Origin of the sequence: Pseudarcicella hirudinis, from assembly GCF_900115665.1 — a bacterium.
Taxonomy (GTDB): Bacteria; Bacteroidota; Bacteroidia; order Cytophagales; family Spirosomataceae; genus Pseudarcicella; species Pseudarcicella hirudinis.
In genome coordinates this window covers 1-24,977 of the sequence record NZ_FOXH01000024.1, presented here as the reverse complement: position 1 = coordinate 24,977, position 24,977 = coordinate 1, and the positions used below count along the sequence as shown (strand labels likewise).

Here is a 24,977-nt window from a genome sequence, read left to right as displayed (position 1 = left end):
TTCAGGAAATTATTGGAAGAGGTTAAGGCACTCCAGTTGAGGCTATACTGAGGCAACAAATAGGGGCTGCAACTGACAGGGAAATTACTCTGGGCAAAAAGCCCCCTTTCCCCGAAAGGAGAAATAATCAGAAGTAGAATCAAGCTATAAAACTTCAACATCATTAATTAAACTTTTAGTTTTGAATAAGTTTAACTGGTGTGTTGAAGAATAAAGTCGGATTATTGACTTATCAAAAGTGAATTTCTGTTTAAAAATTAAAATACCAAAATTTACAACTCACTTTATTGGGTTTTTTATCATAAAATGAGGTATTTTTTGATGTATGGTAAGAAAACACAGGGGTGATGATAATTGAAGAATAAAAGGGATTACTGCACAAACGATTGTGCAGTAATCTTAGGTGAGATTAGAAGGAATCCTGCCATAGGGTGTTAAGTGAGTCAGATTGTCCCTTATCAAGCTAATCCAATTATATGCCTGATGTCTATAACTCCGCAAGTTTTTGCGTTGATCTGATCGTAATAACACAAACCGAGGCAAAGTGTCTTTACAAATAAAAACTAGTCCTCTCTTAAAACTCTCTGTTAATATTAAATACAAAACCTGACTGACCTTGCCCGTTAAATGAATAATTTAACCGCCATACTACATTATAATATGTGACAATATCTATCCCAAAGCCTCCTCCAAATAATCCTTTATTGGCCAGCTTACTCAGATTCCTTTCCGTATATTGATTTGAGGCATAACCAAAATCGGCATAAATATTCGGATAAATGCCCAAAGGAATATTATTGATCTGCTTTACTTTGAGAAATTTTATCTTAAAAAACCTGTCAAGCAATTTATAACGCAATGTATTTCTTGAATAAAAATAGGAAGAACCATCCACTACGAACAATTCATATCCTCTGACCAGATCTGAACCATATCCTAGGCCCCGGGTATTATAAAACGGTTGATTCCCGGGGAAAGAGACTTTTCCCTCAAGAGTCATGCCCAAAAACCATTTCTGTGAAATCGGATGAAATCTGGAATATGTTCCTGTAACTTCAAACTGATGAATGTCATCTACTGGTAACAATCCTGACTGGTTAATTAACAATTCATATCTTTTCCCTCTTAACGGATAAGTAACATTGTCCCGAAAATCGTAATTGAAATAATAGCTTAGCTGGAAGTATTTCTGACTGGTACGACCATCACCAAAGTAATTGGGATTTAACCTGCGAATGGTGTCGTCAATAGAATTATTATTATATCGAAGTTCTAATGTGTGATTATCATAAAAATGATATCTTTTCTTCAGGGAAACAGCGGCGTTAAATCTCTCTCTCAGAACCTTATCCTCTGATCTGCGATATGCCAATGTATCGTTGATGGTAGAAAACGCTACATTTTTGTTTGTGGCATAAGAGATACTAAACCCTAAACCCGTTTTCTGGGCCTTGTCAATATAAGGCATTCTGTAAATCAAATCCACTCTCTGTGTAAAACCAGTCTCAAGATTCAATTGCAGCCTTTCTGCCTTTCCTCTGAAGTTACTGTGAATTAAATGCACTCCATAGATTGTTCTGCCAAACTGGTGTCCTCTCTCCCACCATTCATTGAGATTTCTGTCAGCAATCTGAAAAACAGGATATCCCAGAATAAACCATTGTTCCTGAAGCCTAATTTCAATAACAATTTCATTATTCAGCTCCTCAACTACTGTAACCTCCGTACTAATGAACAAATTGGTATTCATTATTTTCCTCCGGTTCAATTCCAGTCTTTTCTCCAGATTTTGTTTATTTAAGCTATCTCCTACCATAAAATCCAGCTCTCTCAGAATAATATTTTCCCTGGTCTTATGATTTCCGGTAATCCTGATTTCCTTTACAATCACAACGGGGTCAATCTGCGGGAGTGGCGGACTTGATAACAAAAATGAAAATAAAAAATTAAGCAATAGCATTGATATTCGATTGAACTGACCGAAAGTTACGAACTTTCGGTCAATTATTTAGCCTCATAAATTCCCCTCTCTTACCTTCTGGTTCCCGGATGAAATGATTGCCAGCTATGCCAGAATTCCTGATAAACTTTCACTTTTGTAAGCTTTGGCGCATTTTCAGTATTATCAATGGCTTTTCCTTCGAGGGAATATCTTATGTTTTGGAAAATCAAGGTGTCATTTTTCATGGAAAGTAAGTCTTTTCCTTCCGGACGTTCAAAAGCAAAAAAGCTTTTGTTATCTGTTGAAAGAACAATAGCAACAGGTTTATGCCCGATTTCATCATTAATTACTTTTTCTTTTTTCAGACGATTCCAATCGAAAGCCTTACTATCACGGTCAATGGCAATGCCAACAATCCAGGATTTATCTTTCCAGCTTAATGAATCAGTTCTGGTCAGATCACTTTTACCTTTGCCTGTTTCGTATTTATCTAAATTCTTGTATTTCTCCTCAAATTTAGGATCAGGTTGCATAATCAGGCTATTGGGATGCAGACTTAACCATTTATCCAGAGAAACCTGCTGAGACAATACCTCCGGAAGCAATTGTCCTTTCAGTGTTCCGGTTACGGCTTCTCCGTTTGCCTGTCTCCACCAGCTCTTTGTTGTAAAATCCTCAAACATGGCATTAAAATGATCCATACCAACCAATCTGAACTTTTCATATTTTCCTTTCACTAAAGGTTCAAATACCCTCCCGGTACGGCAAACAGAACAATACGTTACCATGACAGGAGTTCCGCCGATAGAGTCCAGTACCTGATGATGATATGCAATCAGTTGAATAGGATATGCTTTAGCCACTCCGTTTATCTCAACACCAACAATAAGACGATCTTTGGCTATTTTATTTTCTCTGGCATTTTTCAGAATTAAAGTTGTTGGCTGATAAAACATTGTATCAGCAGACATCCTGAAATTCACTACATACCAGGTAATCAGCAGCAGGGTAATTCCTCCGCATGCTATCCATTTGGAAGCGTCGTATACTTTAGCAAAACCCAGAATTACCAAAAGTCCAAACATTCCTCTGATGATCCAGCGCCATGTGTAGAAAAAATAGGCCAGATCGATACTTCTCATTCGCTGGCTTCCCGGCATTGGCATGATAAAATACACATTCAGTATCTCAAAAAGTATCAAACCTAAGATACCAATGTAAAAAAGGCGTTTCATTGTTTTCATTATTTTAATTGCGTATTGCTTAGAGGGTTAAGATTAATAAAAGATGCTCAAATCTACCAAAAAGTTAGTTAAAATATGAAAATTGATGATGAAATAGAAATACTTCAGAAAGAGTTTCTGTGTACTTTGTTTCAGTGCTGGTTTTCAGCACCGGCAGCTTCTTCAATTCAATAGTATTCCGAAAAGAAAAAAGAAAGCCCTTTCCATTGCTGAAAAGGGCTTTAACTTCAAAAAAATCTCTAAATATTTTCTTTGTAATGTACAGTCGGCAAATCTCTTAATTTCTGAGCGGCTTGTTCTGCTGTAATATCCCTTTGAGGATTTGCCAGCATTTCGTATCCTACCATAAACTTTTTAACAGAAGCCGATCTTAACAAAGGAGGCAGGAAAACCATATGCCAGTGCCATTCCTCATGGCTTTCTCCATCTGTAGGTGCCTGATGGATTCCGGCAGAATACGGGAATGATACCTCAAAAAGGTTATCATAAATTGTAGTCAGGTGTTTATAGGCATTTGCAAATGCATCCCGCTCCGCTTCTGTCATTTCCGTAATTCTGGCCATAGCTCTCCTCGGAATAATCATGGCTTCATATGGCCAGACTGCCCAGAAAGGAATTAAAACAACAAAATGATCATTTTCAAACAGGACTCTCACTTTTTGAGAAAGCTCTCCCTGTAAATAATCGCTAATCAATGTCCGGTTATGTTTCTGAAAATACTTTAACTGATTAGCTTGCTTTTTGGCCGGTTCTTCCGGTACAGAAGATGAAGCCCAGATTTGACCGTGCGGATGAGGATTAGAACATCCCATCACAAAACCTTTGTTTTCAAAGATCTGTACATACGAAATATCAGGGTTAGCATCTAATTCCTGATATTCCGCTACCCATTTATCTACAACCTTTCTGATCGCAGATTCTTCCATTTCAGGAATTGTCAGGTCATGACGCGGAGAAAAACATATTACTTTACAGATTCCGCTTTCACTTTCAGCACGAAAAAGCTCTCCTGATTGAAAAGATCCCTGAGGAGTATCTGCTAATAAGGCAGAAAAATCATTGGTAAAAGCATAAACATCCTGATAATCAGGGTTCACTTCGCCATTTGATCTGACATTTCCGGCACAGAGGTAACAAGTCGGGTCGTACTCCGGACGTTTTTCCTCTATTACTTTTTCAACTTGTCCCTGCCAGGGCCGTTTGGTACGATGGGGAGAAACAAGTACCCAGCTGTCTGTCAGTGGATTATATCTTCTATGTGGATGTTCTTCGAACGAAAAATTAGCCATTTCAGGTAAATGTTTAACAAATTGAGAATAAGAATTAATGAGATAAAACAGAGGTTCCATCCGTAATTGTTACCAGATGGCTCACCAGTTCAATGTTAAATTTCTGCTGATATGCTTCTGATATGCTGGCCAGAAATCTGTCTACGCCATCTTTTTTCACCAGATTTATAGTACAACCGCCAAAGCCTCCTCCCATCATTCTTGCCCCGAAGACATTTTCATCTTCAAGCGTCTGCTCTACCAGGTAATCAAGCTCTTCACAACTTACAGCGTAATCATGTTGCAAACCGAAATGGGTCTGATACATTTTCTGTCCGAAAGCCCTCATATTATTTTCCGTCAGATCTTTACAGGCTTCCTGCACCCGCACTATTTCCTCCACTACATATTTACAACGCTTTAGCACGATTTCCGGAAACTCTGTTTCATGTTTGCCAAGCATTTCCATTGAAACATCACGAAGCGTCTTAATTTCAGGATAGTATTTCTGTAAAATCTGTACGCCTGTTTCACATTCCTGACGACGTGTGTTGTATTCCGAATTTCCCAGACTATGTTTTACTCCGGTATTACAGAGAATGAGGATAAAATCCTCCATTTCGAAAGGGAAATACTGATAATTCAATGAACGGCAATCAATCTGAATCACGGAAGATTGTTTCCCAAACATAGAGGCAAACTGATCCATTATACCACAATTAACGCCCACAAACTCATTTTCGGCTTTTTGTGAAAGTTTCACCATTGTCAGGGTATCAAGATTCAAATCATATAGCTGATTTAAACAAAAAGCCAGACCACATTCCAATGCTGCCGAAGAAGATACTCCTGCTCCGGTAGGAATGTTCCCTCCGAAAACTAAATCAAAACCACCTATTTTATATCCGGCTTTCTGAAGCTGATCCACTACACCTTTCAGATAATTCGCCCATTCCTTCCCCGTTTTCTCTAAATTATCAATTGAAAACTCATCATGTTCATCCAGATTTTCGGCAAAAATCCGGCAATCTGAACCTTCCTTTTTTCGGATGGCAAAGTATAGCTCTTTGTCGATACTGGCAGGTAAAACAAAACCTCCATTATAGTCGGTATGCTCTCCTATTAAATTAATTCTACCGGGAGAACGAACAATTAGCTCCGGACTGGATTGAAAGAAAGAATGAAATTTTTCGGTAATTAAGGAAGAATACATTTTAGATAAATAAGCTTTTTGTTTTTCAGGAGTTTAAATTGTGTCTAAATGACATTATCACAAAGTTCTAACATTTTTTTGAATGATTACCTGAATTAACCATAATATTTCAGGCATGTTATAAAGTTTTTACATTTCGGAATCCGTCTTGGAAAAGCCTTTTCCGCAAAAAAGCACTTCCGGATTGCCTGGAAGTGCTTTAACCTTATCCTTTATTAAATTTAAAACGAATTCTTTTCCGTAAAATATTTGTTTCAGGTCTACCATTTATTTCTGTAAACTCTTTCGTAGAAGAGCGGGAAAATAAATAAAGTAAGGATCGTCGCTCCGATTAAACCCCCGATTACTACAATGGCCAGAGGTCTTTGAGATTCTGATCCGATTCCGGTTGAGATTGCTGCCGGAAGCATCCCGAAAATACCCATCATAGCAGTCATCATCACCGGGCGTACCCTTGACTTGATTCCCTGAAGAATAGATTCATTGAGTGACAGCTTATTATGCAGGTTCTCCTTAAAGACTTCAATCATAATTACTCCATTCTGAATACAAATACCAAAAAGTGCAATAAAACCGATTCCGGCAGAAATACTAAAATTGGTGTGTGTTACCAAAAGAGCCACAGAACCTCCGATAATAGCAAAAGGAACGTTCGTAAATACTAAACCGGCATCTTTTAAGCTGCCAAACATGAGATAAAGAATGAAGAAAATTGCAATCATTGAAACCGGAACCACCTGCGCTAACCGTTTGGTAGCTCTTTGCTGATTTTCAAAATCTCCTTTCCATTTCATTTCATAGCCTTTTGGTAAATTCGGAATAACTTTCGCTACACCTGCCTGCGCCTCAGCGATGGTACTACCCATATCCCGGCCACGAACGGAGAATTTTACCGCAATAAACCTGCGGGTATCTTCCCTGAAAATTAAACTAGGTCCGGTAATCGTTCTGATTGTCGCAATTTCTTTAATCGGAATTTTAGTACCATTCATTGTCTGAACAAACAAATTCCCGATTTCTGTCTCAGATTTCCGGTATTCAGACTGGAAACGAACCCTAATATCAAACTTTCTTTCACCTTCATAAAGCTGACTGGCAGTTTGTCCGCCGATTGCCATAGAAACTACTGCTTCAGCATCCGCAGTCTGAACGCCGTATAAGTCCATTTTCTGCTGGTCAAGTTCAATTCTAAGTTCCGGCTGGCCGAGGTTTTTAATAATTCCCAGATCTTCCACCCCTTTTACTTTAGACAATACTTCTTCTACTTTTTCGGCCTGCTGCTCAATAAAGTCGAAATCCTGTCCGTAAATTTTCACGGCAATTGACCCTTTCACTCCTGACACAGCTTCCTCCACGTTATCCATAATCGGCTGAGAGAATCCCAGATTTACGCCCTGAAAAACAGAAAGTTTTTCATCCATCTTTTCAATCAGTTCTGCTTTGGTCAGCTTGCTTTTCCACTCCTTCTGCGGATAAATATCTACGTGAAACTCTACGTTATAAAAACCGGTCGGGTCAGTACCATCATTCGGACGACCTGCCTGAGACATTACCTGGCGGACTTCCGGAAAACTTTCGAATACTTTTCGCATGTCATTTGCATATCTTACCGACTCATTTAAACTGATACTCCTCGGCATAGTGGCACGCACATAAATCGAACCTTCATTAAGCTGTGGTAAAAACTCTGTTCCATGAACAGTAAGCGTCCAGAAACCAACAACTGTAATTATGGCTGTTGCAATCATTGTTCTCCTTTTATGGGAGAAACAATAATTAAAGAACATCATTGAATACTTAAGTACGGCATCGACGAAGAAATTACTTTTCTCTTTAACATTTTTACTCATCAGAATACTTACCAGCACCGGAACAAGAGTCAGTGTAAAAATCAAGGCTCCCAATAAGGCAGACCCCAGCGTCCAGGCGAGCGGAGAAAACATTTTTCCTTCTACTTTCTGAAAAGCAAAAATGGGAAGCAGCGCTACCAGAATAATTACTTTTGAAGTAAATATGGCTTTCCCCATGCTTGAACCAGTCCTTTTGATGATAGAAAGTTTGGCAAGTTTATTGAACTTTTCCATACCGACTTCCTCAGCTTTGTGTGCAAGAACCACAATTAATCCTTCTACTACCACCACAGTTCCATCAATGATAATCCCAAAATCGACGGCTCCCAGTGAAAGAAGGTTCACACTCATGCCCAAAAGTTTCAGACAGGTAAATGCAAAAAGCAATGCCAGAGGAATGATAATAGAAACAATCAGCGAGGCTCTCCAGTCTGCCAGGAAAATCAATACGATCAGCGTCACAAGCAAAATCCCTTCAACGAGATTATGCGTTACCGTTTCAATACAGAAATCCAATAAGGTCTGGCGATTGTAAAAAGTCTTAATTTTTACATCAGAAGAAAGTATCTTGGTATTCAACTCCTGAACTTTGTCATTGAGGTTTCTGATAACTTCTGAAGGATTTTCGCCCTTTCTCATTACCACAATTCCTTCCACTGCATCGTTATTATCTCCACGACCCACCTGACCCAACCTTGGTAATGCCGATTCGGTCACAGAACCCACAGTTTTTACATAAACCGGAACACCATTAACATTCTCAACCAGAATATTTTCTATGTCCTGAATGTTCTTCAAAAGCCCGATTCCTCTTACCACATATGCCTGATTGTTTTTGGTAATTACATCTCCTCCAACGTTAATATTACTTTTCTGAACGGCCTGAAATACGTCTAAAGGCGTAATATTATAATCTTGCAGCAAATTAGGGTCAACACTGATTTCATAGGTTTTAACTTCTCCGCCAAAACTTACTATATCTGCCACTCCTGGCACCGAACGAAGATTTCTGTCAACAACCCAGTCCTGAACCTCTTTTAATTTTCTGGAATTCTGAGCTGGGGATTCCAGCGTATAACGGAAAATTTCTCCGGTAGGGCCATAAGGTGGTTGTACTTCCGGATCAACGCCTTCGGGTAAATCTATGCCTTGTAAAGCATTATTAATCTGGATTCTGGCAAAATTATTATCAACACCATCGTCAAACATCACTACCACAACAGATAAGCCAAATAAAGTAGTAGAGCGTACGGAGGTCTTTTTCTGTACCCCGTTCATCGAAATTTCGAGCGGAGCGGTTACAAATTTCTCTATTTCCTCGGCACTTCGTCCAGGCCATTGAGTAATGATGGTTACCTGAGTGTTGGTTACATCAGGAAAGGCATCAATGGGAGTATTCATAAAACTTACCACTCCACCCACTACAATGACGAACGTAAAGAAGAATACTGCAAATTTAAATTTAAGCGATAACGCTAATAAAGTCTTCATAATATTTTTATGTTAGATGCTAAATGTCAGAAGCCGGATTTTTCAAAGAAAAGATGAAAGAATGAAGAGTAATTGTAATGAAAATACAGCCTTAACTCCTATCACTCTTCCTCCGCTCTTCTGTCTTTAAAGCTTAATCTTTTCTCCCGGGTCTTTTATCTGATGTCTTACCTCACAAATCTCTTCTCTTATTGAGTCAGGGCATTATAGATCATCAGTTGATTTTTTCCCATCACCATTTCTCCGGGAGTAAGACCATTGAAGATGTAGGCTTTACCTTTGGTATTCTGGGCTACCTGAATTTCTCTGGTTTCTACCTGTTTAGCACTTTTGTAAACAATTACGAAGTTTTTATTCTTATCAAAAATGATGGATTCCGCTGGAATTGAAACCATTTTCTGGTTGCTCGCATAATCAATCGTAATCTGGGCAAACATTTCAGGCTTCAATAAATTACCTTCATTCGGAATATTGATCCGCACCTGCATCGTTCTGGTTTGCGGGTCTAAAGCGTTGCTGATTTTATCGATTTTTCCGGTGAAAATTTTATCAGGATAAGCCAGTAATTTAATCCTGGCAGCATATCCGATTTTAATCTTTGCAATATCTGATTCATAAACATTGGCAACCACCTGCACATTCGACAAATCAGCAATGGTGAAAAAAGCACCGGTATCTCCCTCATGATAAGCCATTTTTTCAGAAATACTGTTATTTTTATCCACAACATATCCGGTAATCGGAGCCTTCAGGGTATAAAAAGAGTTCTTTACGCCATAAATTCCTGAAACTTCATTGGCTCTTCTCAACGCTCCCTGAGCTTTCAGTAATTCATTCTGAGCAATTGTAACATCTTTTTCAGAAGCCAGACCCGACTTGTACAAATCCTGCTGAACCTGCACATTTTTCTGGGCAGTAAGCAAATCGGATTTAGAAGAAACAGTCTGGTTTTCCACATCTGCCACATCTGAACTGTGGACAATGGCCAGAATCTGATCTTTTTTCACAAAATCACCAAGATTAGCGGAAAGTTTTTCGATCACTCCGTCGACCAGCGGAGAAACTTTAACCTGTTTTTGTTCAAAAGGAACCACTTTCCCGGTAAGCTGTAATTCGCTGCTTACATTTTCAGCTTCAGCAGGAACTACTACCAGTTCTTTTTGAAGCCTTTGAGAAAGTTCAAAAGCACTTTTTTTCTCCTGAACATCTTCTTTCTTTTCAGTAGAACAGGAAGCCAGACTCATTGAAGACAATGCACTGATTATCAAAATATTATTAAATAATTTCATTTTTATAAATATTAATATCTTTTAAAAAATTGAGATTGACGGAAATATTATCACAGGACTTTTTGCCCTACCACAAAATTCAATAACTCATAAGCCTGCATTCTATCGTTTTGCAAGGCATTTACCTGAGTTACTGTATTTTTATATGATTCAATGAAATCTGTAAATTCAATGAGTGAGATATTCCGTTTCTGATAATTTTCAATTACTCCGTCAATTAATTTCTCATAATTGCCTACAAAATTCTTGTCGAAAGTTCTGTAAAGTCTTTCCGTTTCCTGAGCTTTTGCAAAAGCATTCAGTAACTCATTTTCAACTACCAGCTGAGATTGATTAAAATAAGCCTGATTCGCTCTGATTCTATTTTCAGCAATCTTGATATTTCCCTGGTTTTTATTGAAAACCGGCAAATCCATGGCAAGAGTGAGTGCATGATAGTTGTTGATATAACTTCCGGCACGGTCATACGAGTAGCCTACAGTAATATCAGGAGTTGCCATTGCTTTTTGCAAAGCCAGATTGGCCTTTTCCAGTCTTACACTTGCCTCCTGAATTTTCTGATCGAAGCGATTATCAGCAGATAAACTGCTGAGTTTTTCAAGATTCAGATCTTTGACGCTTACTTTTTCCAAAGAAACCTCGTCAACCTTCGGGTTGAAAAATCTCTTGCTGCTATCTCCCAGCAGAATTTTAATAGCCGTTTGGTTATCAATGATTTGTTTGCGGTAATTATTCTGCTCGGTCTCAAGTGTAAAAAGGAAGGACTCTAAACGTACTACTTCTTTATACGGTAAATTTCCTTTTTTATATTGTTCCTGATAAGCATCAACCAGCCCCTGTATTGTCAGGATTTCCTCGGCATACATGGAAAGGGATTTCTGAAGAAAATAAATCTGGTAGAAATTACTTTTCAGCTGAAAACTCAGTTCTCTGATAAGCTCAGAGAATTGGTATTCAGTAATTTCTGAATTGATTTGTTGAATCTGCACCAGTTTATTACGTTTTCCGGCCAGCTGAATCAATTGCTGAATCTGAAAGGCCCTTTGTCCGAATGGTCCAATAGTAGCATCATTGGCAATTGCTTCACTGGTATGCAGTGTCTGCTCAATGTTGATGGAAGGATTCGGAAGCAATTTTGCCTGTAAAATGGCAGCTTTAGAAGCATCTATATTAAACTTTTGAGCGAGAAGAACTAAGTTATTTCTAATAAATTGCTCCTCAGCCTGCGGCAATGTAATACTTAAAGAATCTGCTTTCTGTGCGAAAGCAGGCATCATAGCAAGGCATAAGCCCGCCATCATCCAAAATAATTTCATGAAATGTTTGTCTATTTATCTAAAATATAAGGCAATTACTATATTTTACTAATCAATAACCGGAACCTCGGACAGGCTCATATTAACAGAAAGCAATTCAATAAATATAGTTTGGCAGAGGGGTGTGGCGTGTAATGGTTGGTAAATGCGTTGGCAGCCTTGTTAATAAAGCCCGTTTTGAACAGTAAATTATAATCTCCGGAATTATTAAGTGCCGGAAACGAATGCCAGGAAATATGGCTTTCCTCCTGATTAATTGTTAAGCAACACTTTAACTGATCATCTTCATCTTCAGAATCCTGCGAAGATTGTATAAATGCTATTTCAGGAAAGGAAGTTTTAAGTAATTTATCAGAAATATTTCCCAGGGCTATTATACCACAAAGTAATAGCACTTGTAAAGCCCATGGATATGTTCTGGAAAATTTCATCTTTTGTCTGTCAGTTGCGATTTGATTACGACAGGTCTTTAAAGTTTAAAGAAAAAATAAAAATAATTGAATTTTTTCAATTCTCAAGTTAAAGTTTCTGTGAACAAACCTCCCGTTCAGTTTGTCCTTGTCACGCTTTTTGGGAAAATATCAATGATTTATCAACGCTTTTTTACATAAAAAAATATAACAAATCTTATTTTTTATCCATAAAACCCGCTCAATAATCACTTAATTATCAAATGATTATACCATATACTCATATTATTCATGAAAATTTCAGGACAATATCGCCGGTAATTGCAAATGGGCTGCTGTAGAAAATATTCCCCGATTCTTCACATATCTGCTTTGGCATGGTTTATTTGCTATCTTGTAATTTTTTGTCTTATCTTATTAAGGATTTAACATTTTTTAACTTTTCGAAACGGTCCGAATTTTGACCATATACTATTTTAGATATACTTTTTAGTATAATTTTTGCGTAGTAAGTGTACGATTACCTATATCTGAACGGAAGTCGTTTTTGATACAAAACAATACAAATTCATTTTAAATTATGAAAAAGAAAACCTTATTTCTTGCCTTTTTAATGGCATTCACAGTCCAGGTATTTGCACAGACTCCCGATGAAATATTCAATAAATATTTTGAAAGTACCGGAGGTAAAGCCCTTTGGAATGATGTAAAGACCTATTCTCTTAAACAATCTTTTTATGCAAATGCCCCTACAGATTATGAGATGGACATAAAAGCATCATTGCTTGATAACTCTGTTATTAAAACTAAAACGATTCTGAAAAGAGATTTTATTTACGGGATCAGCAGCAGTGATGCCTGGTTGAAAATTCCGATGGGAAGCCGGGATAAAAATCCTACCTATGATGTAAAGGATCTGAGCGACAAGGAACATAATAATATGAAACGGGAGTTACAGGATTTCCTTTCACCAATGTTAAATTATCAGGCCAAAAATTATATTGCTTCATTTGTAGGGCTTGAAAATGATGGTGCTAAAAAAGTAAATCATGTTCAGCTTAGTGGAAAAGATGTTATTTACGATCTTTATTTTGACCCGGCGACTAATTTACTGACAAAAGAGAAAATAAAATTAGCCGCTACCGGTGAGGAGATTGTGAAAACTTATTCAGCCTATGCTACCTCAGATTATGGCATCAAATACCCGTCAGAAGGAACATATACCAGCAGTCTGGATAAGAAAACCGTGAAATTAACAACTAAAATGGTTTATAATGATCAACTGACCGGCGTTTTATTTAAGCGTTAATTTTAGTAATTTCAAACATCTGGGCAATCTGAGAATTCAGATTGCCATTCTCTGAAATAAGCTCTGCATGAAGCGTTTTTTTAATATTTTCGATATCGTTTTAGATTTATTAGTCATTTTTCTGGTAGGATTATTCTTATTCCTTCGTTCCGAGGATGGTCAGAATTTTCTGACAAAACAAGTGGTTTCTTACCTGGATGAAAAATTAAATACCCGTTTCGAAATTAAAAAAATACGCTACCGGATTCCTGACTGGATTGCGCTGGAAGGTGTTTACGTAGAGGATTTAACAAAGGATACACTTGTTTCCGGAGGCAATGTCAGGATTGATCTCAATATGTTGGGGCTCCTGAAGAATAATGTCGGAATAGATAAAATAGAACTTGAGAATATCCGGTTAAAAATCAAAAGAACCTTACCTGACACAGCTTTTAATTTCAATTTTCTGGTAAAAGCTTTTACGGATACTGCCGCAACCTCTGAAAAAGATACTGCCAGCCCTTCCAAACCTTTGGTTATCAACCTGAAGAAAGTTATTCTTAAAAATGTTCATCTTACTTATAACGATCAGGTAATTGGCACAGATGCTGATGCTGATCTTCAAAATGCCATTACCCAATTTGATGCATTCGATCTGAATACCTCAAAATATCACATTCAGAAAATTGATCTGAATACCGCAAAAATTGCCCTGAATCTTTATAAACCGCTCAAAGAAACCCCTCCTTCCCAAACAAAAAAACCTTCGTCTGATACACTTGATTTTAAATTGGGCGATGTACGATTACTCAATGTAGACTGGCGTTTGCAGCAGGAAGAAAGTGGCCTGACAAATGTTGTAAAACTGGGAGTCTTTGAAGCAAAAGGTGACAAAATATACCTTGAAGCACAAAAAGTTCACCTTAAAAACATTTACCTTTCCAATACTTCTGCCAGTGTTAAAATGGCTAAAAAAGCCCCGGAAAAGGCAAAAACTGAATCTTCATCTCCTAATAACTGGGCAGTAGTTACCGATAAAGTTATTTTCAGAAATAATACTGTTCAGTTTGATGATGACAATAAGACGAATCAGAAAACCGGGCTGGATTACTATCATTTGGGTTTCAAAAAACTTAATCTTGAGGCCGAACGCCTTACTTATGCTCCCGACCGTATAACAGGCTGGATACAATCCGGAAGTTTTGCTGAAAAGAGCGGATTTTCTTTGGAAAAGCTTCAAACAGATTTTGCTTATACCAATACACAAACCTTTCTGAAACGACTTTATTTCAAAACACCGAAAACGATTTTAAGAGATGAGTTAGTTTTAAACTATGCCTCTCAGGAACAGCTTAGTAAAAATCCGGGAAGTACTAAAGTAAAACTAAACCTTAAAAATAGCCAGCTGGCATTTAGTGATGTGCTGCTATTAATGCCTGATTTGGCAAAAACACCTCCATTTAAAGACAATACACAGGAAATATTAAAATTTGATGGCACAGCAACCGGAACCATTAACAGACTTTCTGTTTCTAAATTCTCAATGACTGGTTTTCAGAATGCCCGTCTTCAGTTGAGTGGAGAAATCACCGGACTCCCGGATGCAGACAAAACCAGTCTGAACCTGAAAGTCAATGAGTTTACCGCTACCAAGAAAGATATTCTAAAAGTATTGCCTCCTAAAACACTTCCGGACAACATAGAATTACCTGAACGTTTTGCGGTGAAAGGAACTGTGGCAGGAGGACTTAAAAATCTGAAGATTAATGCCAATCTTACTTCCGATCTGGGGAATGCATTTTTTGACGGTTCCCTGATAAACATTACTGCCAGTCAAAACCAGACATACAAAGGAAACTTCTCACTTGATGATTTTGATATGGGCAAATTCCTTAAAAAATCTGATCAAATTGGTAAAATCACTCTGAAGGGTGAGGTTGACGGAAAAGGATTTGATGTAAAAACGATGACTACTTCTATAAAAGGCTCTATAGAAAAGGCTTTTCTGAATGGTTATGAATATAAAAATACGGAATTAACCGCAAATATTTCTAATCAGCTTGCTGATATTCAGGCGAGTATTGACGATCCGAATATTGCTTTAAAACTAAATACAAAGGTAAATTTAGCCAGGGATTTCCCCGGAATTAACGGAGATATGCAGGTCCGGGAGATCAATCTGAAAGCATTAGGCTTCTATCCTGACAATCTTATCATCAAGGGCGATATTGACATTGCTATGAGCAATACAGACCCTGCTAATCCGGAAGGGAAAATTGACATAAATAAAGGAATTCTAATCAAAAACGGAAAAAGTTACAGCCTGGAAAATACTACTTTATTTGCCAGCAGTTCAGGAGAAGACCGCTTATTCAGACTCAGCGCACCATTTCTGAAAGCCAGCATGAGAGGCAATTTCAATTACCTTGAAGTGCCTGATATTATGCTCACTGCTATCAATAAGTATTTCACTATTCCTGAGGTAAAATATAAACCTGTTGAACAACCCTATCATTTCACGCTGGAAGCCAAAGTATCAAAACATCCTGTTTTTGCTGCTTTTTTGCCTTCTCTATCGAAACTGGATACCGTAAGACTGGCTGCCAGAATGGACAGCCGGAAAGATACCATTCTGGCAGCCAGCATTTCGATGCCTTTTATAGAATACGATACCATTCGTGTCTCTAATGTGAAAATGAATCTGACCGGAGATCATTCTAAAATGAATTATAATGCCTCACTGGATAAGGTGGTATTCAATGACTACAAACTCAGAAAGACTTTTCTGAGCGGAGAAGTTGCTGATAACCGGGCAAACTTTAACCTGGCCATGAAAGATTCTCTCAATAAAGAACAGTATCATTTGGATGGTTTTGTACAAAATGTGGAAAACCTGTACCGGATGCACTTAAATCAGAAAGGATTACTACTCAACTATCAGACCTGGGATGCTGATTCGGCCGGGTATATTCAGTATAGTAAAGACGGACTGCTGGTTAATAACTTCCTGTTGAAACAGGGTATTCAAAGATTGTCGGTTAATACAATGGATGCTACTCCGAACGGCCCCTTGTATATTGAAGCTGACAGTTTGAATATCGCTACTTTTGTGACTATTGCCACACAGGATTCTTTGATGGCCGGCGGAAAGCTGAACGGAAAAATCACACTTTCCAATTATATGCAAAATCCCTCATTTATCGGGGATCTGGCCATTCATAATTTCCTGTTTCAGCAAACTGCCATCGGAGATTTAATCATTAATACTTACAACGATTCTGCCAATAAAATTACTGCCAAAGCCAGCTTAATCAACTCCAGAAACGATATTTCTCTGATTGGTAATTATCTGCTCAATTCTCAGGAACCTCTTGATTTCAACCTCGATATCAATAAATTGGGTGCTGAGACCATTGCCGCTTTCAGCTTCGGACAACTCCGGCATGCTATAGGAAACCTGAGAGGGAAAACCAGTATCAAAGGTGCGGTGAATAAACCTTTGCTAAACGGTAATCTTAATTTTGATGCAGTTGCCTTTGATATAACCCAGCTTGGAAGCCGGTATGTCATCAACAAACAAGACCTTACTTTTGTCAATCAGCAAGTAAAGTTCAAGAATTTCACAGTAAGCGATACACTCAATCAGCCGCTAATTGTAAACGGCGATGTTTCTTTTGCCAACATTCCTGATGTAGCTTACGACCTTAAAGTTTCTGCTACCAATTTCATGGTACTGAATGCCACTCAGAAAGACAATGATTTCTTTTACGGAAAAGGATTTGTAGATGCTAATCTAATCGTCAAAGGAGTTTCAAGCAAGGCGACCATCGATGGCGACATTAAGGTAAAGGACAACAGTAAAATCACAGTGGTAATGCCTGATAATACTGCAGAAACCAGTGAGCAGGATGACATTATTGTTTTCGTCAAAGACAGGAAAAATAAAACGACTGCCGAACCGGATTCAGTTAAAAAAGAACATTATGCTGCTGCGGATTTGTTTACAGAAATGTCTCTCAACATTGAAGTAAATGATAAATCTGAATTTATCATTATCATCGATCCTCTCAATGGTGATAACCTTAAAGTAAAAGGAAAAGCTCAGTTAAATGCCGGAATCAGTCAGGGTGGGCAACCTTATATTCTTGGTTTATACGAACTGACGGAAGGAAGCTACGATCTTTCATTTGAAGTTTTGAAAAGGCAATTCGTGATCCAGAAAGGCGGAACCATGCTTTGGTCCGGAGATCCGACCAATGCCTATGCCAATATCACGGCGATTTACAAAGTGGATGTTGCTCCATATGATTTGGTACTTAGCGATTCCCCTGCTAATCTGGACCTCTATCGTCAGAAAATGTCATTTAATGTCCTTCTGAAAATGGAAGGTTATCTGAAAAATATCCAGCCTTCTTTCGCCATTGAGTTGGCAGATGTTCAGCCTAGTTCCGTTACCACTGAAGTTTACGATAAAGTTAAAGAGAAATTATCAACAAAAAATAGTTCAATTGGTGGTTCAAGTTCAATAGTCAATAACACCGCTGAACTGAACAAACAGGTTTTTGCGCTTTTGGTATTGAACAGATTCTTCTCAGAAAAATCCGGAGACTTCTTCTCTGGTGTAAGCCCGGAAGCGATCGCCCGCCAGAGTGTAAGTAAACTCCTTTCGGATCAGTTAGACAGGTTAGCCTCTGACCTGGTTACCGGTGTGAAATTGAATGTAAATCTGGCTTCTACACAAGGCTATACAAACGGGGCATTAACTGGCCGTACCGACCTGAGTGTAGGACTTTCAAAAGCATTCCTGAATGAGAAACTTACCGTAGTAGTGGGTAGAAACTTCGAACTGGAAAATACAGCTGCTTCACAGAGAAACTCTGCTGAGATTTTCGATAACGTTTCATTAAATTACAGTCTTTCTGACGACGGAAGATATATGGTAAGAGTTTACCGGAAAAATCAATACCAGGCAGTTCTGGAAGGGTTTGTCGTAGAAACCGGAGTCAGTTTTGCCGTTACAATGGATTACGAAAAATTTAAGGAAATATTCAAAAAATGATTTGTTTTTTGTCAGAATAACTTCTGAAGCAGGAGTTTCATAAATACTCAAAACAGCCTGTATATTTTATATTACAAATGATTTCAAAATACTTTTACATATTCTTATTTGGTATTTCGGCCATATGGCTGTCTGGTTGCTCTGTCAGTAAAAAACTGCCCGCTGGAGAAAGTCTGTATAAAGGTGCTGAAGTAAAAATTAATGCGGATTCTTCTATGAGTAAAAAAGAAGCGGCCTCCGTAAAAAGTCAATTAGAAACCATTGTAAGACCCAAACCTAATAATGCTATTCTGGGTTTCCCTTATAAAGTCTGGCTTTATTATCTTTTTGGAGAACCTACTAAGGAAACCGGCTTCAAAAACTGGTTCAGAAAGAAATTCGGAGAACCTCCCGTATTTGCAAACAGGAGAATTATCGGAGCTAATTCACAACAAATTGCTGTATATTTAAATAATGAAGGATATTTCCTTTCCTCTGCTTCAGGTGAATTAAAAGAAAATAAACGGGAAGCTAAAGCACTTTATTCTGTCAGTCTTAAACCAAGGTTTTACCTGGATACAATTGTTTATGACAATCCTGACACCACTGCTATCACAAAAGCGATTATCGCTTCCAGTCGTTTTTCATTGTTGAAAAAAGGTCAGCCTTATCAGTTCTCAGTCATAAAAGAAGAGCGTGAAAGAATTGATCAGACCCTGAAAAGAAGAGGTTTTTATTTCTTTCGTCCGGAATATATTATCCTGAAGGCTGATACTAATAATACCAGACGTAAAGTAAACCTTTCTATTGAAATCAAGCCAAATGTCACTGAAGTTGCCAAAAAGGTTTACAGTATCAGAGATATCCATGTCATGACTGATTATGGGAACAATACTGCTGACACGCTGGAAAGCAACTATATAAATTATGGGGGAATGAAAATTCTGGACCCGAGATCCTCCTATAAACCAAAAATATTCACTGAAGCAATTGGCTTCAGACGGGGAAGCAGATACAGCAGCAATGTACATGATGTTTCTCTTTCAAGATTAATCAATCTGAAAAATTTCAAATTCGTAAGAAATCGTTTTGATTTGGTTCCGAGGTCAGATTCCGCCTTAATTGACGTCTATTATTACCTCACTCCGTTAAAAGGAAAGTCTTTGCAAACCGAAGTCAGCGGTGTAACAAAATCAAATGACCTTACCGGTACGCAACTTGCACTTATCTGGAAGAACAGAAATGCGTTTAAAGGGGCTGAAATGCTGAGCTTTAGTGTTAACGGAGGGCTTGATTTTCAGCTAGGTAACAGCCAGACGGCAATCAACACACGCAGGCTAACCTTTGAAGGAAACCTATCTGTTCCAAGATTTCTTTTGCCGTTTATCCGGATCAATCCCGGACGAAACCAGGCGCTGCCTTCTACCAATATTAATGTAACTTATGAAAAACTAATCAAAGGGAATCTGTATGACCTGACTTCCCTGCGAACTTCCATGAGTTATTCCTGGAAACAAAACGCCAGCATTGAACATACCATAACACCTGTCTCAATTAACCTTGTTAAGGCCAATGTTAATGAGGATTTTATCGAGCAGATTTTCCTGATTCCGCAACTTATATCAATTCTGGATAATCAATTAATTACCAGTTCAGGATATAATTTTGGTTATGTTTCAAATTCCAGAAGAAACAGCAGACAAAATCTGTCTTTCACCGGAGGTGTGGAAGTGGCAGGAAATTTAGCAGGTTTACTGTCTCCCAAAGATCCCAACAATTCCAATACAGGTTTAATTTTAGGTGTTCAATATGCTCAGTATGCCAGATTTGATGCAGACTTCAGATATCGATATAATATGTCTCCGACTATTACCTGGGCGAACCGCATAATGACCGGATTTGGCATTCCTTATGGAAATTCAAATACATTGCCCTATTTGAAGCAATATGTAGCCGGAGGCAGTAACAGTATAAGGGCCTTTCAATCAAGAACAATCGGACCGGGTGATTACCACGATTCTTCCGGCTCGGAAGCACAGAAATTCATTGCCAATCAGACGGGAGATATAAAGATTGAATTAAATACAGAGCTAAGAGCAAAATTCTCCAGTATTATTAACGGAGCTATTTTTGTAGATGCGGGAAATGTCTGGATGTATAAATACGCTGATAATTATGGAGAAGGTTCTATTTTCGGAAAAGATTTTTTAAAGCAAATGGCCGTAGGGGCTGGTATTGGTTTAAGACTTGATTTCACATATCTGGTACTTCGCCTTGACCTTGCTACACCATTGCGTAAGCCCTATTTACCTGAGAATGAAAGATGGGTAATTAATAAAATCGACTTTGGAAGCAGTGACTGGAGAAAAGAAAACCTTGTATTGAATATCGCATTCGGCTATCCGTTCTGATTCGTGATCTTCATTTTGCCAAAGAGGGCTAACAAATCTTTCCGAAATTTGCCAGCCCTCTTTTATTGTTTACCCTCAGATTTCAAGTCAGGCAATCGGTTTTAATTCTTTCTGCTGAACTTTCTTTCCTTTCTTTTTGCTCTTTTTTCGTTTCCCCCACCAGATCAAAAAACCTGTGACCGGCAAGGTTGCTGAAAACAAACTTACTATAAATGCCAGAATCTTCCCTCCCAGACCAAACATTCTTCCGGTATGTAAGTCATAAACTGACACCTTTACGGCTTCAGCGGTTGTATAATTTTTAATAAGATCTCCTCTCAGCAATTTTCCTGAATATTTGTCAAAAAAGAAGGTATTATGCTGCCGAATCCATTGATAAGGATATCTGAATTGAATTCTTACTGAACCTGTCGAATCTTTACTTTTAGGAATATTAATAAAAGACTGATGCATTCCGGGATATTGTTTTGCGGTCTGCTCATACAATTGTGCCACCGGGAAAGGTTTGGCATCAGCCACAAATGTAGATTTCGGTCTCTCTTTAGGAAAAGGTTTTGAATCCATAAAACTAAAGACCGTTTTCGGAATACTATCAAAAGCCCACCATAAACCCGTTGCCGCAATAACCAGTAAAATCCACATGGCGTAAAAACCCAGTACATTGTGTACATCATAATTAACACGCTTGAATGTCCCGTTCCATTTTACCTTAAAAGAGTTTTTCAAACGATTCCTGGCTGTCGGAAACCATAAAACAAGTCCGGTAATCATAATCACAAAGAAACAGGCCACTCCCCAGGCCACGATAGTCCCTCCGACTTCATCCAGTAACAGGGTCCGGTGCATTCGCTCAACCACCACCAGAAAATCGTCATCAAGGTCTCTTTTTTTTACCAGTGTTCCGGTATAAGGATTAAAAGCCGAAGCCTGTTTTTTATCATCAACAATAATGAAGGTAGAATTCGGGATATCTTCAATTTGTCTGATCTGACTAATTTTAGCCTTAGGAAACTCGTTTTTGTACACTTCCAATACTTTCTCCAATCCTATCCTTGGTTGGTTTTGGGGACTTACATACAAAAAATCTTTCTGTGTGATATTCCTGATTTCTTCCTCAAAAACATAAATACAGCCGGTAATTGATACCACTACTACTATTAATCCGGAAGCTAAGCCAAGCCAAAGATGAATCTGGCCAAAGAGTTTTTTAATCGACATTTTATTTTTTTTGAAATGTATGGGCGGTAAAACAATAAGTACATAAACATAGAGTATAATTTGTCTAATTTTGCAGATTTAAAGAACTGAAATACAATGATTTAGCCTAATTTTAGCCTATTATTGTTAATTAAAACGAAATGTACATAAATACAAGATACTACGTAGTATGTACATAAACGTTAAGGGCTTTTAAAAGGATATAATTAGATAGTATATATACTGAAGTGATAACAGGCAAAAAACGCCTTAAATGAACCGGAGACGGCTATTTTAAGGCGTTTTTTGCTTGTTAAAATGAGTATTTATATACCTTATTTTTAAAGCGTTTTATTTGAGCAGTACAAACTTAAAAAAAGCACATTTTTGCATGTTTTAAATAGGTTTTTATGAGTTGGATTACCAGTTGGATTACCAAACTGATGTAAAAAAATACTGCTGAAACAGATACCAAATGCTTTAAAAAGGTACGTTTTTGCATGATTTTTGCGTGGAACATACCACCAAATACATTATAAAATCGTGGAACATATTTGTAATTGGCTACAATACAGCTCATTATAAACTATATTTGACTGATTTGTGTATAATAATTTGTGTGCGAGCATTTTTTTATGCACATACTTGTTTAAAATAAGTACATTAAAAACAGATGTAAAAAATAAAATTATTAAGGATATACTACTATTTGCGTTTGTGGAACTTCTTAGGACTTACTACTGGTGTGCTTTCTTTTTTTTCGATTTATGAACATAATTAGTAATTATTTCGAATTATTTGAACAATATTATAAATTTCATATATATCACTCAGATGCAGTTTGAAATTTGGGTAGAACTCTTTGTCTTGATTGAATGACATACAAGTGATAAAACCTTTTTCTACATCATGTTCAATAATTGATTTTATTATTATACCTTCTGTATGGACAATTGCAAAGCTATTCCAGGCGTTTATATGCAGCTTAGAAGTCCAGTATTTTTTATCTACTTTTCGACCAACTGCAATATCTCCTTCATAAATAGACCTTCTTGTACCATCGTCCATTGAATCCCCTTTAACTTTGAATGATCTATATGTACCTCTATGCTCTTTTGTTACGAAAATTGGTATTTTGGGTAAAAGATTTAAATAATCAAGATCTGAGAAGCCTGCTAAATAACCAGCGTAAGCATAAGTTTCAACAAGAGGAACTAACATTTGAAAATATCCATTACCCAAATCTACAAATTGATTATTGCCACTTAAATAATATTCGCTTTCATCTTCATGAACTTCACCAATCATTTCAGCTTCATCCTTAAAATACTTAGTTAACGGTTCAGTTTTCTGATTTAACGGTAGGTCATTTATATCATTTTTGTCACCCAATTTTGACAACATTTGTTTTTCCATGTTGTCAAAAAATGTTTTCAAAATATTGTAGTCATTTAGTTTTGGTGGAGAATTTCTATTTTCCCACATGCTAATTCTTCCTTTCGGGATACCTGTAAGATCAGAAAGCTTCTGCTGTGACAGATTATATTTATATCGTAACTCTCTAGTATTCATACAGATACGAGGTTTTTATTTTTATATGTTAAAAAATGTTGCTAAATATTTGCTATTTGAAAACAAATGTTGTTAAATTTGTACACAACAAAGCAAAAGAGTGTCAAACAGTACAAAAGTAATCAAAATATGAATGGTAAAGAATATCTGATAAAAGGTGACCTTGCTTATTTAGCCCAAAAATTAAACGTTTCAGCAGGTCATATGCGATTAGTAGCAAATGGGAGAAGGAGAAATAAAAGACTAGAAGAAGCTTTGCAGGCATTAATTAGCAAACGGAAATTAGATTTTGAAACAGTAAAAATTCAATTAAACTGATGCCGATAGAATGGAAAGATAAAATTGCTGTACGTGGATATGAGTTAGTTCCTGATTTCTTTTCCTCTTTAGAGATTTTGTCTAAGCAGCTTTCTTTGGATAAGAATAAGGCATACGGTATCAAAAGACTTCAGTCCGGCGGTAATGGTAGAGAACTCTTAATAGATTTTGATTCCTTACCCCTTGAAATGAGAGAAAAGCTCGGAGACCCCCGCAAGGTTACAAACTGGATGGATAAGTTTTACAAATTTTCGAAAGATGTTGAAGACTTTTATCTATTGTATAGGTTTGAAAGCGGAAAAGGCTTAGAAAGCAAGCACGTAAAGGAATACACGGTTAACGCATGTACACTCAAGGCAGCAGGGTTATTAAAAACAGCCCGTACTGCTGAGAGACTCTCTAAGAGAGGAAGCCTAAGAGGAATACCAACAACAATTTGGAAAGACGCAATTTATTTTAAAAAGGTTCAGCAAATGAAGTACGGATATGAGCATACTTTACCTGCGAATGAACGTCGTTTCCTGGAAGCTCTACGAAAATTTGATACAGAAGGTTTAGAGTCTTTAATAAGCCGGAAGCATGAGAATAAAAACGCTGTAAAGGTAACTGCTGATGTGATTGAGTTATTGAATAATCTTTTCGCTGGCAGACTTGTTAAACCGACCGCAAAAATGGTATTTAATGAGTATATGCGTTTCTGGGTTGGTCAGCTTGAAGTAATCAATAATGAAACTGGTGAGGTTTACAACCGTCATAACTTCCCTTCACTGGATGACAGAACTATACTTGCTTATTTGTGCCGATGGGAAAATAAAATTGGAACCTGGAATAAAAGAGCAGGAGACAGACAGAGGTATCAAAATCAGTTTAAAGTTACACACAGATTCACCCCGGCTAAGATGGCAGGAAGTATATTAAGTGTTGATGATAGAAACCCGCCTTTCATTTTACCGAACGGCAAGCGTGTTTGGTTTTACATCGGAATTGACCTTGCATCTGAAGCCTGGACAACTTATGTGCATGGGACTACTAAAGAAGGCATTATCACTGACTTTTATAAAAATCTGGTACGTGATTATGCAAGTTATGGAGTTGGTTTACCGCTTGAATTGGAGTGTGAAAGTGCTTTA

The 24,977-nt window shown here is 37.5% G+C and carries 15 protein-coding genes; 5 read left to right on the top strand and 10 right to left on the bottom strand.

The window, feature by feature from the left end:
* Positions 1-574: 574 nt before the first annotated feature.
* From BM179_RS24845 to BM179_RS24810, 8 genes are all read right to left on the bottom strand, one after another.
* Complete coding sequence (locus BM179_RS24845) at positions 575-1,960, bottom strand: BamA/TamA family outer membrane protein (protein WP_092019856.1); 1,386 nt, start codon at positions 1,958-1,960, stop codon at positions 575-577.
* 71 nt (positions 1,961-2,031) lie between these two features.
* Positions 2,032-3,177, bottom strand: coding sequence for a DUF3179 domain-containing (seleno)protein (locus tag BM179_RS24840; RefSeq protein WP_092019858.1), 1,146 nt, complete (start codon positions 3,175-3,177; stop codon positions 2,032-2,034).
* Positions 3,178-3,425: 248 nt separating this feature from the next.
* Positions 3,426-4,475: a UDP-glucose--hexose-1-phosphate uridylyltransferase gene (locus tag BM179_RS24835; RefSeq protein ID WP_092019857.1), complete on the bottom strand. Its 1,050-nt coding sequence runs from the start codon at positions 4,473-4,475 to the stop codon at positions 3,426-3,428.
* Positions 4,476-4,509: 34 nt separating this feature from the next.
* Positions 4,510-5,667 (bottom strand): galactokinase, encoded by a 1,158-nt coding sequence (locus tag BM179_RS24830; protein WP_092019855.1) that lies wholly within the window; start codon positions 5,665-5,667, stop codon positions 4,510-4,512.
* A gap of 260 nt (positions 5,668-5,927) precedes the next feature.
* A complete protein-coding gene (locus tag BM179_RS24825) occupies positions 5,928-9,008 on the bottom strand; it encodes an efflux RND transporter permease subunit (protein WP_092019854.1) in 3,081 nt (1,026 codons plus the stop codon).
* A 188-nt stretch (positions 9,009-9,196) separates the two neighbouring features.
* Positions 9,197-10,297, bottom strand: a complete 1,101-nt coding sequence (locus BM179_RS24820) for an efflux RND transporter periplasmic adaptor subunit (protein ID WP_092019853.1) — start codon at positions 10,295-10,297, stop codon at positions 9,197-9,199.
* 50 nt (positions 10,298-10,347) lie between these two features.
* On the bottom strand, positions 10,348-11,613 hold the full coding sequence (locus BM179_RS24815; protein ID WP_092019852.1) for a TolC family protein: 1,266 nt from the start codon (positions 11,611-11,613) through the stop codon (positions 10,348-10,350).
* A gap of 77 nt (positions 11,614-11,690) precedes the next feature.
* Positions 11,691-12,044, bottom strand: a complete 354-nt coding sequence (locus BM179_RS24810) for a hypothetical protein (RefSeq protein ID WP_092019851.1) — start codon at positions 12,042-12,044, stop codon at positions 11,691-11,693.
* 559 nt (positions 12,045-12,603) lie between these two features.
* Between BM179_RS24810 and BM179_RS24805 the strand changes: the two genes are divergently transcribed.
* From BM179_RS24805 to tamL, 3 genes are all read left to right on the top strand, one after another.
* The gene (locus tag BM179_RS24805; RefSeq protein ID WP_092019850.1) at positions 12,604-13,332 is read left to right on the top strand and encodes a hypothetical protein; all 729 of its coding nucleotides are present in this window, start codon (positions 12,604-12,606) and stop codon (positions 13,330-13,332) included.
* A 67-nt stretch (positions 13,333-13,399) separates the two neighbouring features.
* A complete protein-coding gene (locus tag BM179_RS24800; protein WP_092019849.1) occupies positions 13,400-18,370 on the top strand; it encodes a translocation/assembly module TamB domain-containing protein in 4,971 nt (1,656 codons plus the stop codon).
* Positions 18,371-18,447: 77 nt separating this feature from the next.
* On the top strand, positions 18,448-20,760 hold the full coding sequence (gene tamL, locus BM179_RS24795; RefSeq protein WP_092019848.1) for a translocation and assembly module lipoprotein TamL: 2,313 nt from the start codon (positions 18,448-18,450) through the stop codon (positions 20,758-20,760).
* Positions 20,761-20,847: 87 nt separating this feature from the next.
* Here the strand turns inward: tamL and BM179_RS24790 are convergent, their stop codons facing one another.
* On the bottom strand, positions 20,848-21,978 hold the full coding sequence (locus BM179_RS24790; protein WP_092019847.1) for a PepSY-associated TM helix domain-containing protein: 1,131 nt from the start codon (positions 21,976-21,978) through the stop codon (positions 20,848-20,850).
* A gap of 756 nt (positions 21,979-22,734) precedes the next feature.
* A complete protein-coding gene (locus tag BM179_RS24785; RefSeq protein WP_092019846.1) occupies positions 22,735-23,529 on the bottom strand; it encodes a helix-turn-helix transcriptional regulator in 795 nt (264 codons plus the stop codon).
* Positions 23,530-23,658: 129 nt separating this feature from the next.
* On the opposite strand from BM179_RS24785, the gene BM179_RS24780 reads away from it, so the two are divergent.
* On the top strand, positions 23,659-23,847 hold the full coding sequence (locus tag BM179_RS24780; RefSeq protein WP_143095320.1) for a hypothetical protein: 189 nt from the start codon (positions 23,659-23,661) through the stop codon (positions 23,845-23,847).
* A partial coding sequence (locus BM179_RS24775; RefSeq protein WP_218159288.1) for a hypothetical protein occupies positions 23,847-24,977 on the top strand: 1,131 nt, incomplete at its 3' end. The genes BM179_RS24780 and BM179_RS24775, both read left to right, overlap by 1 nt.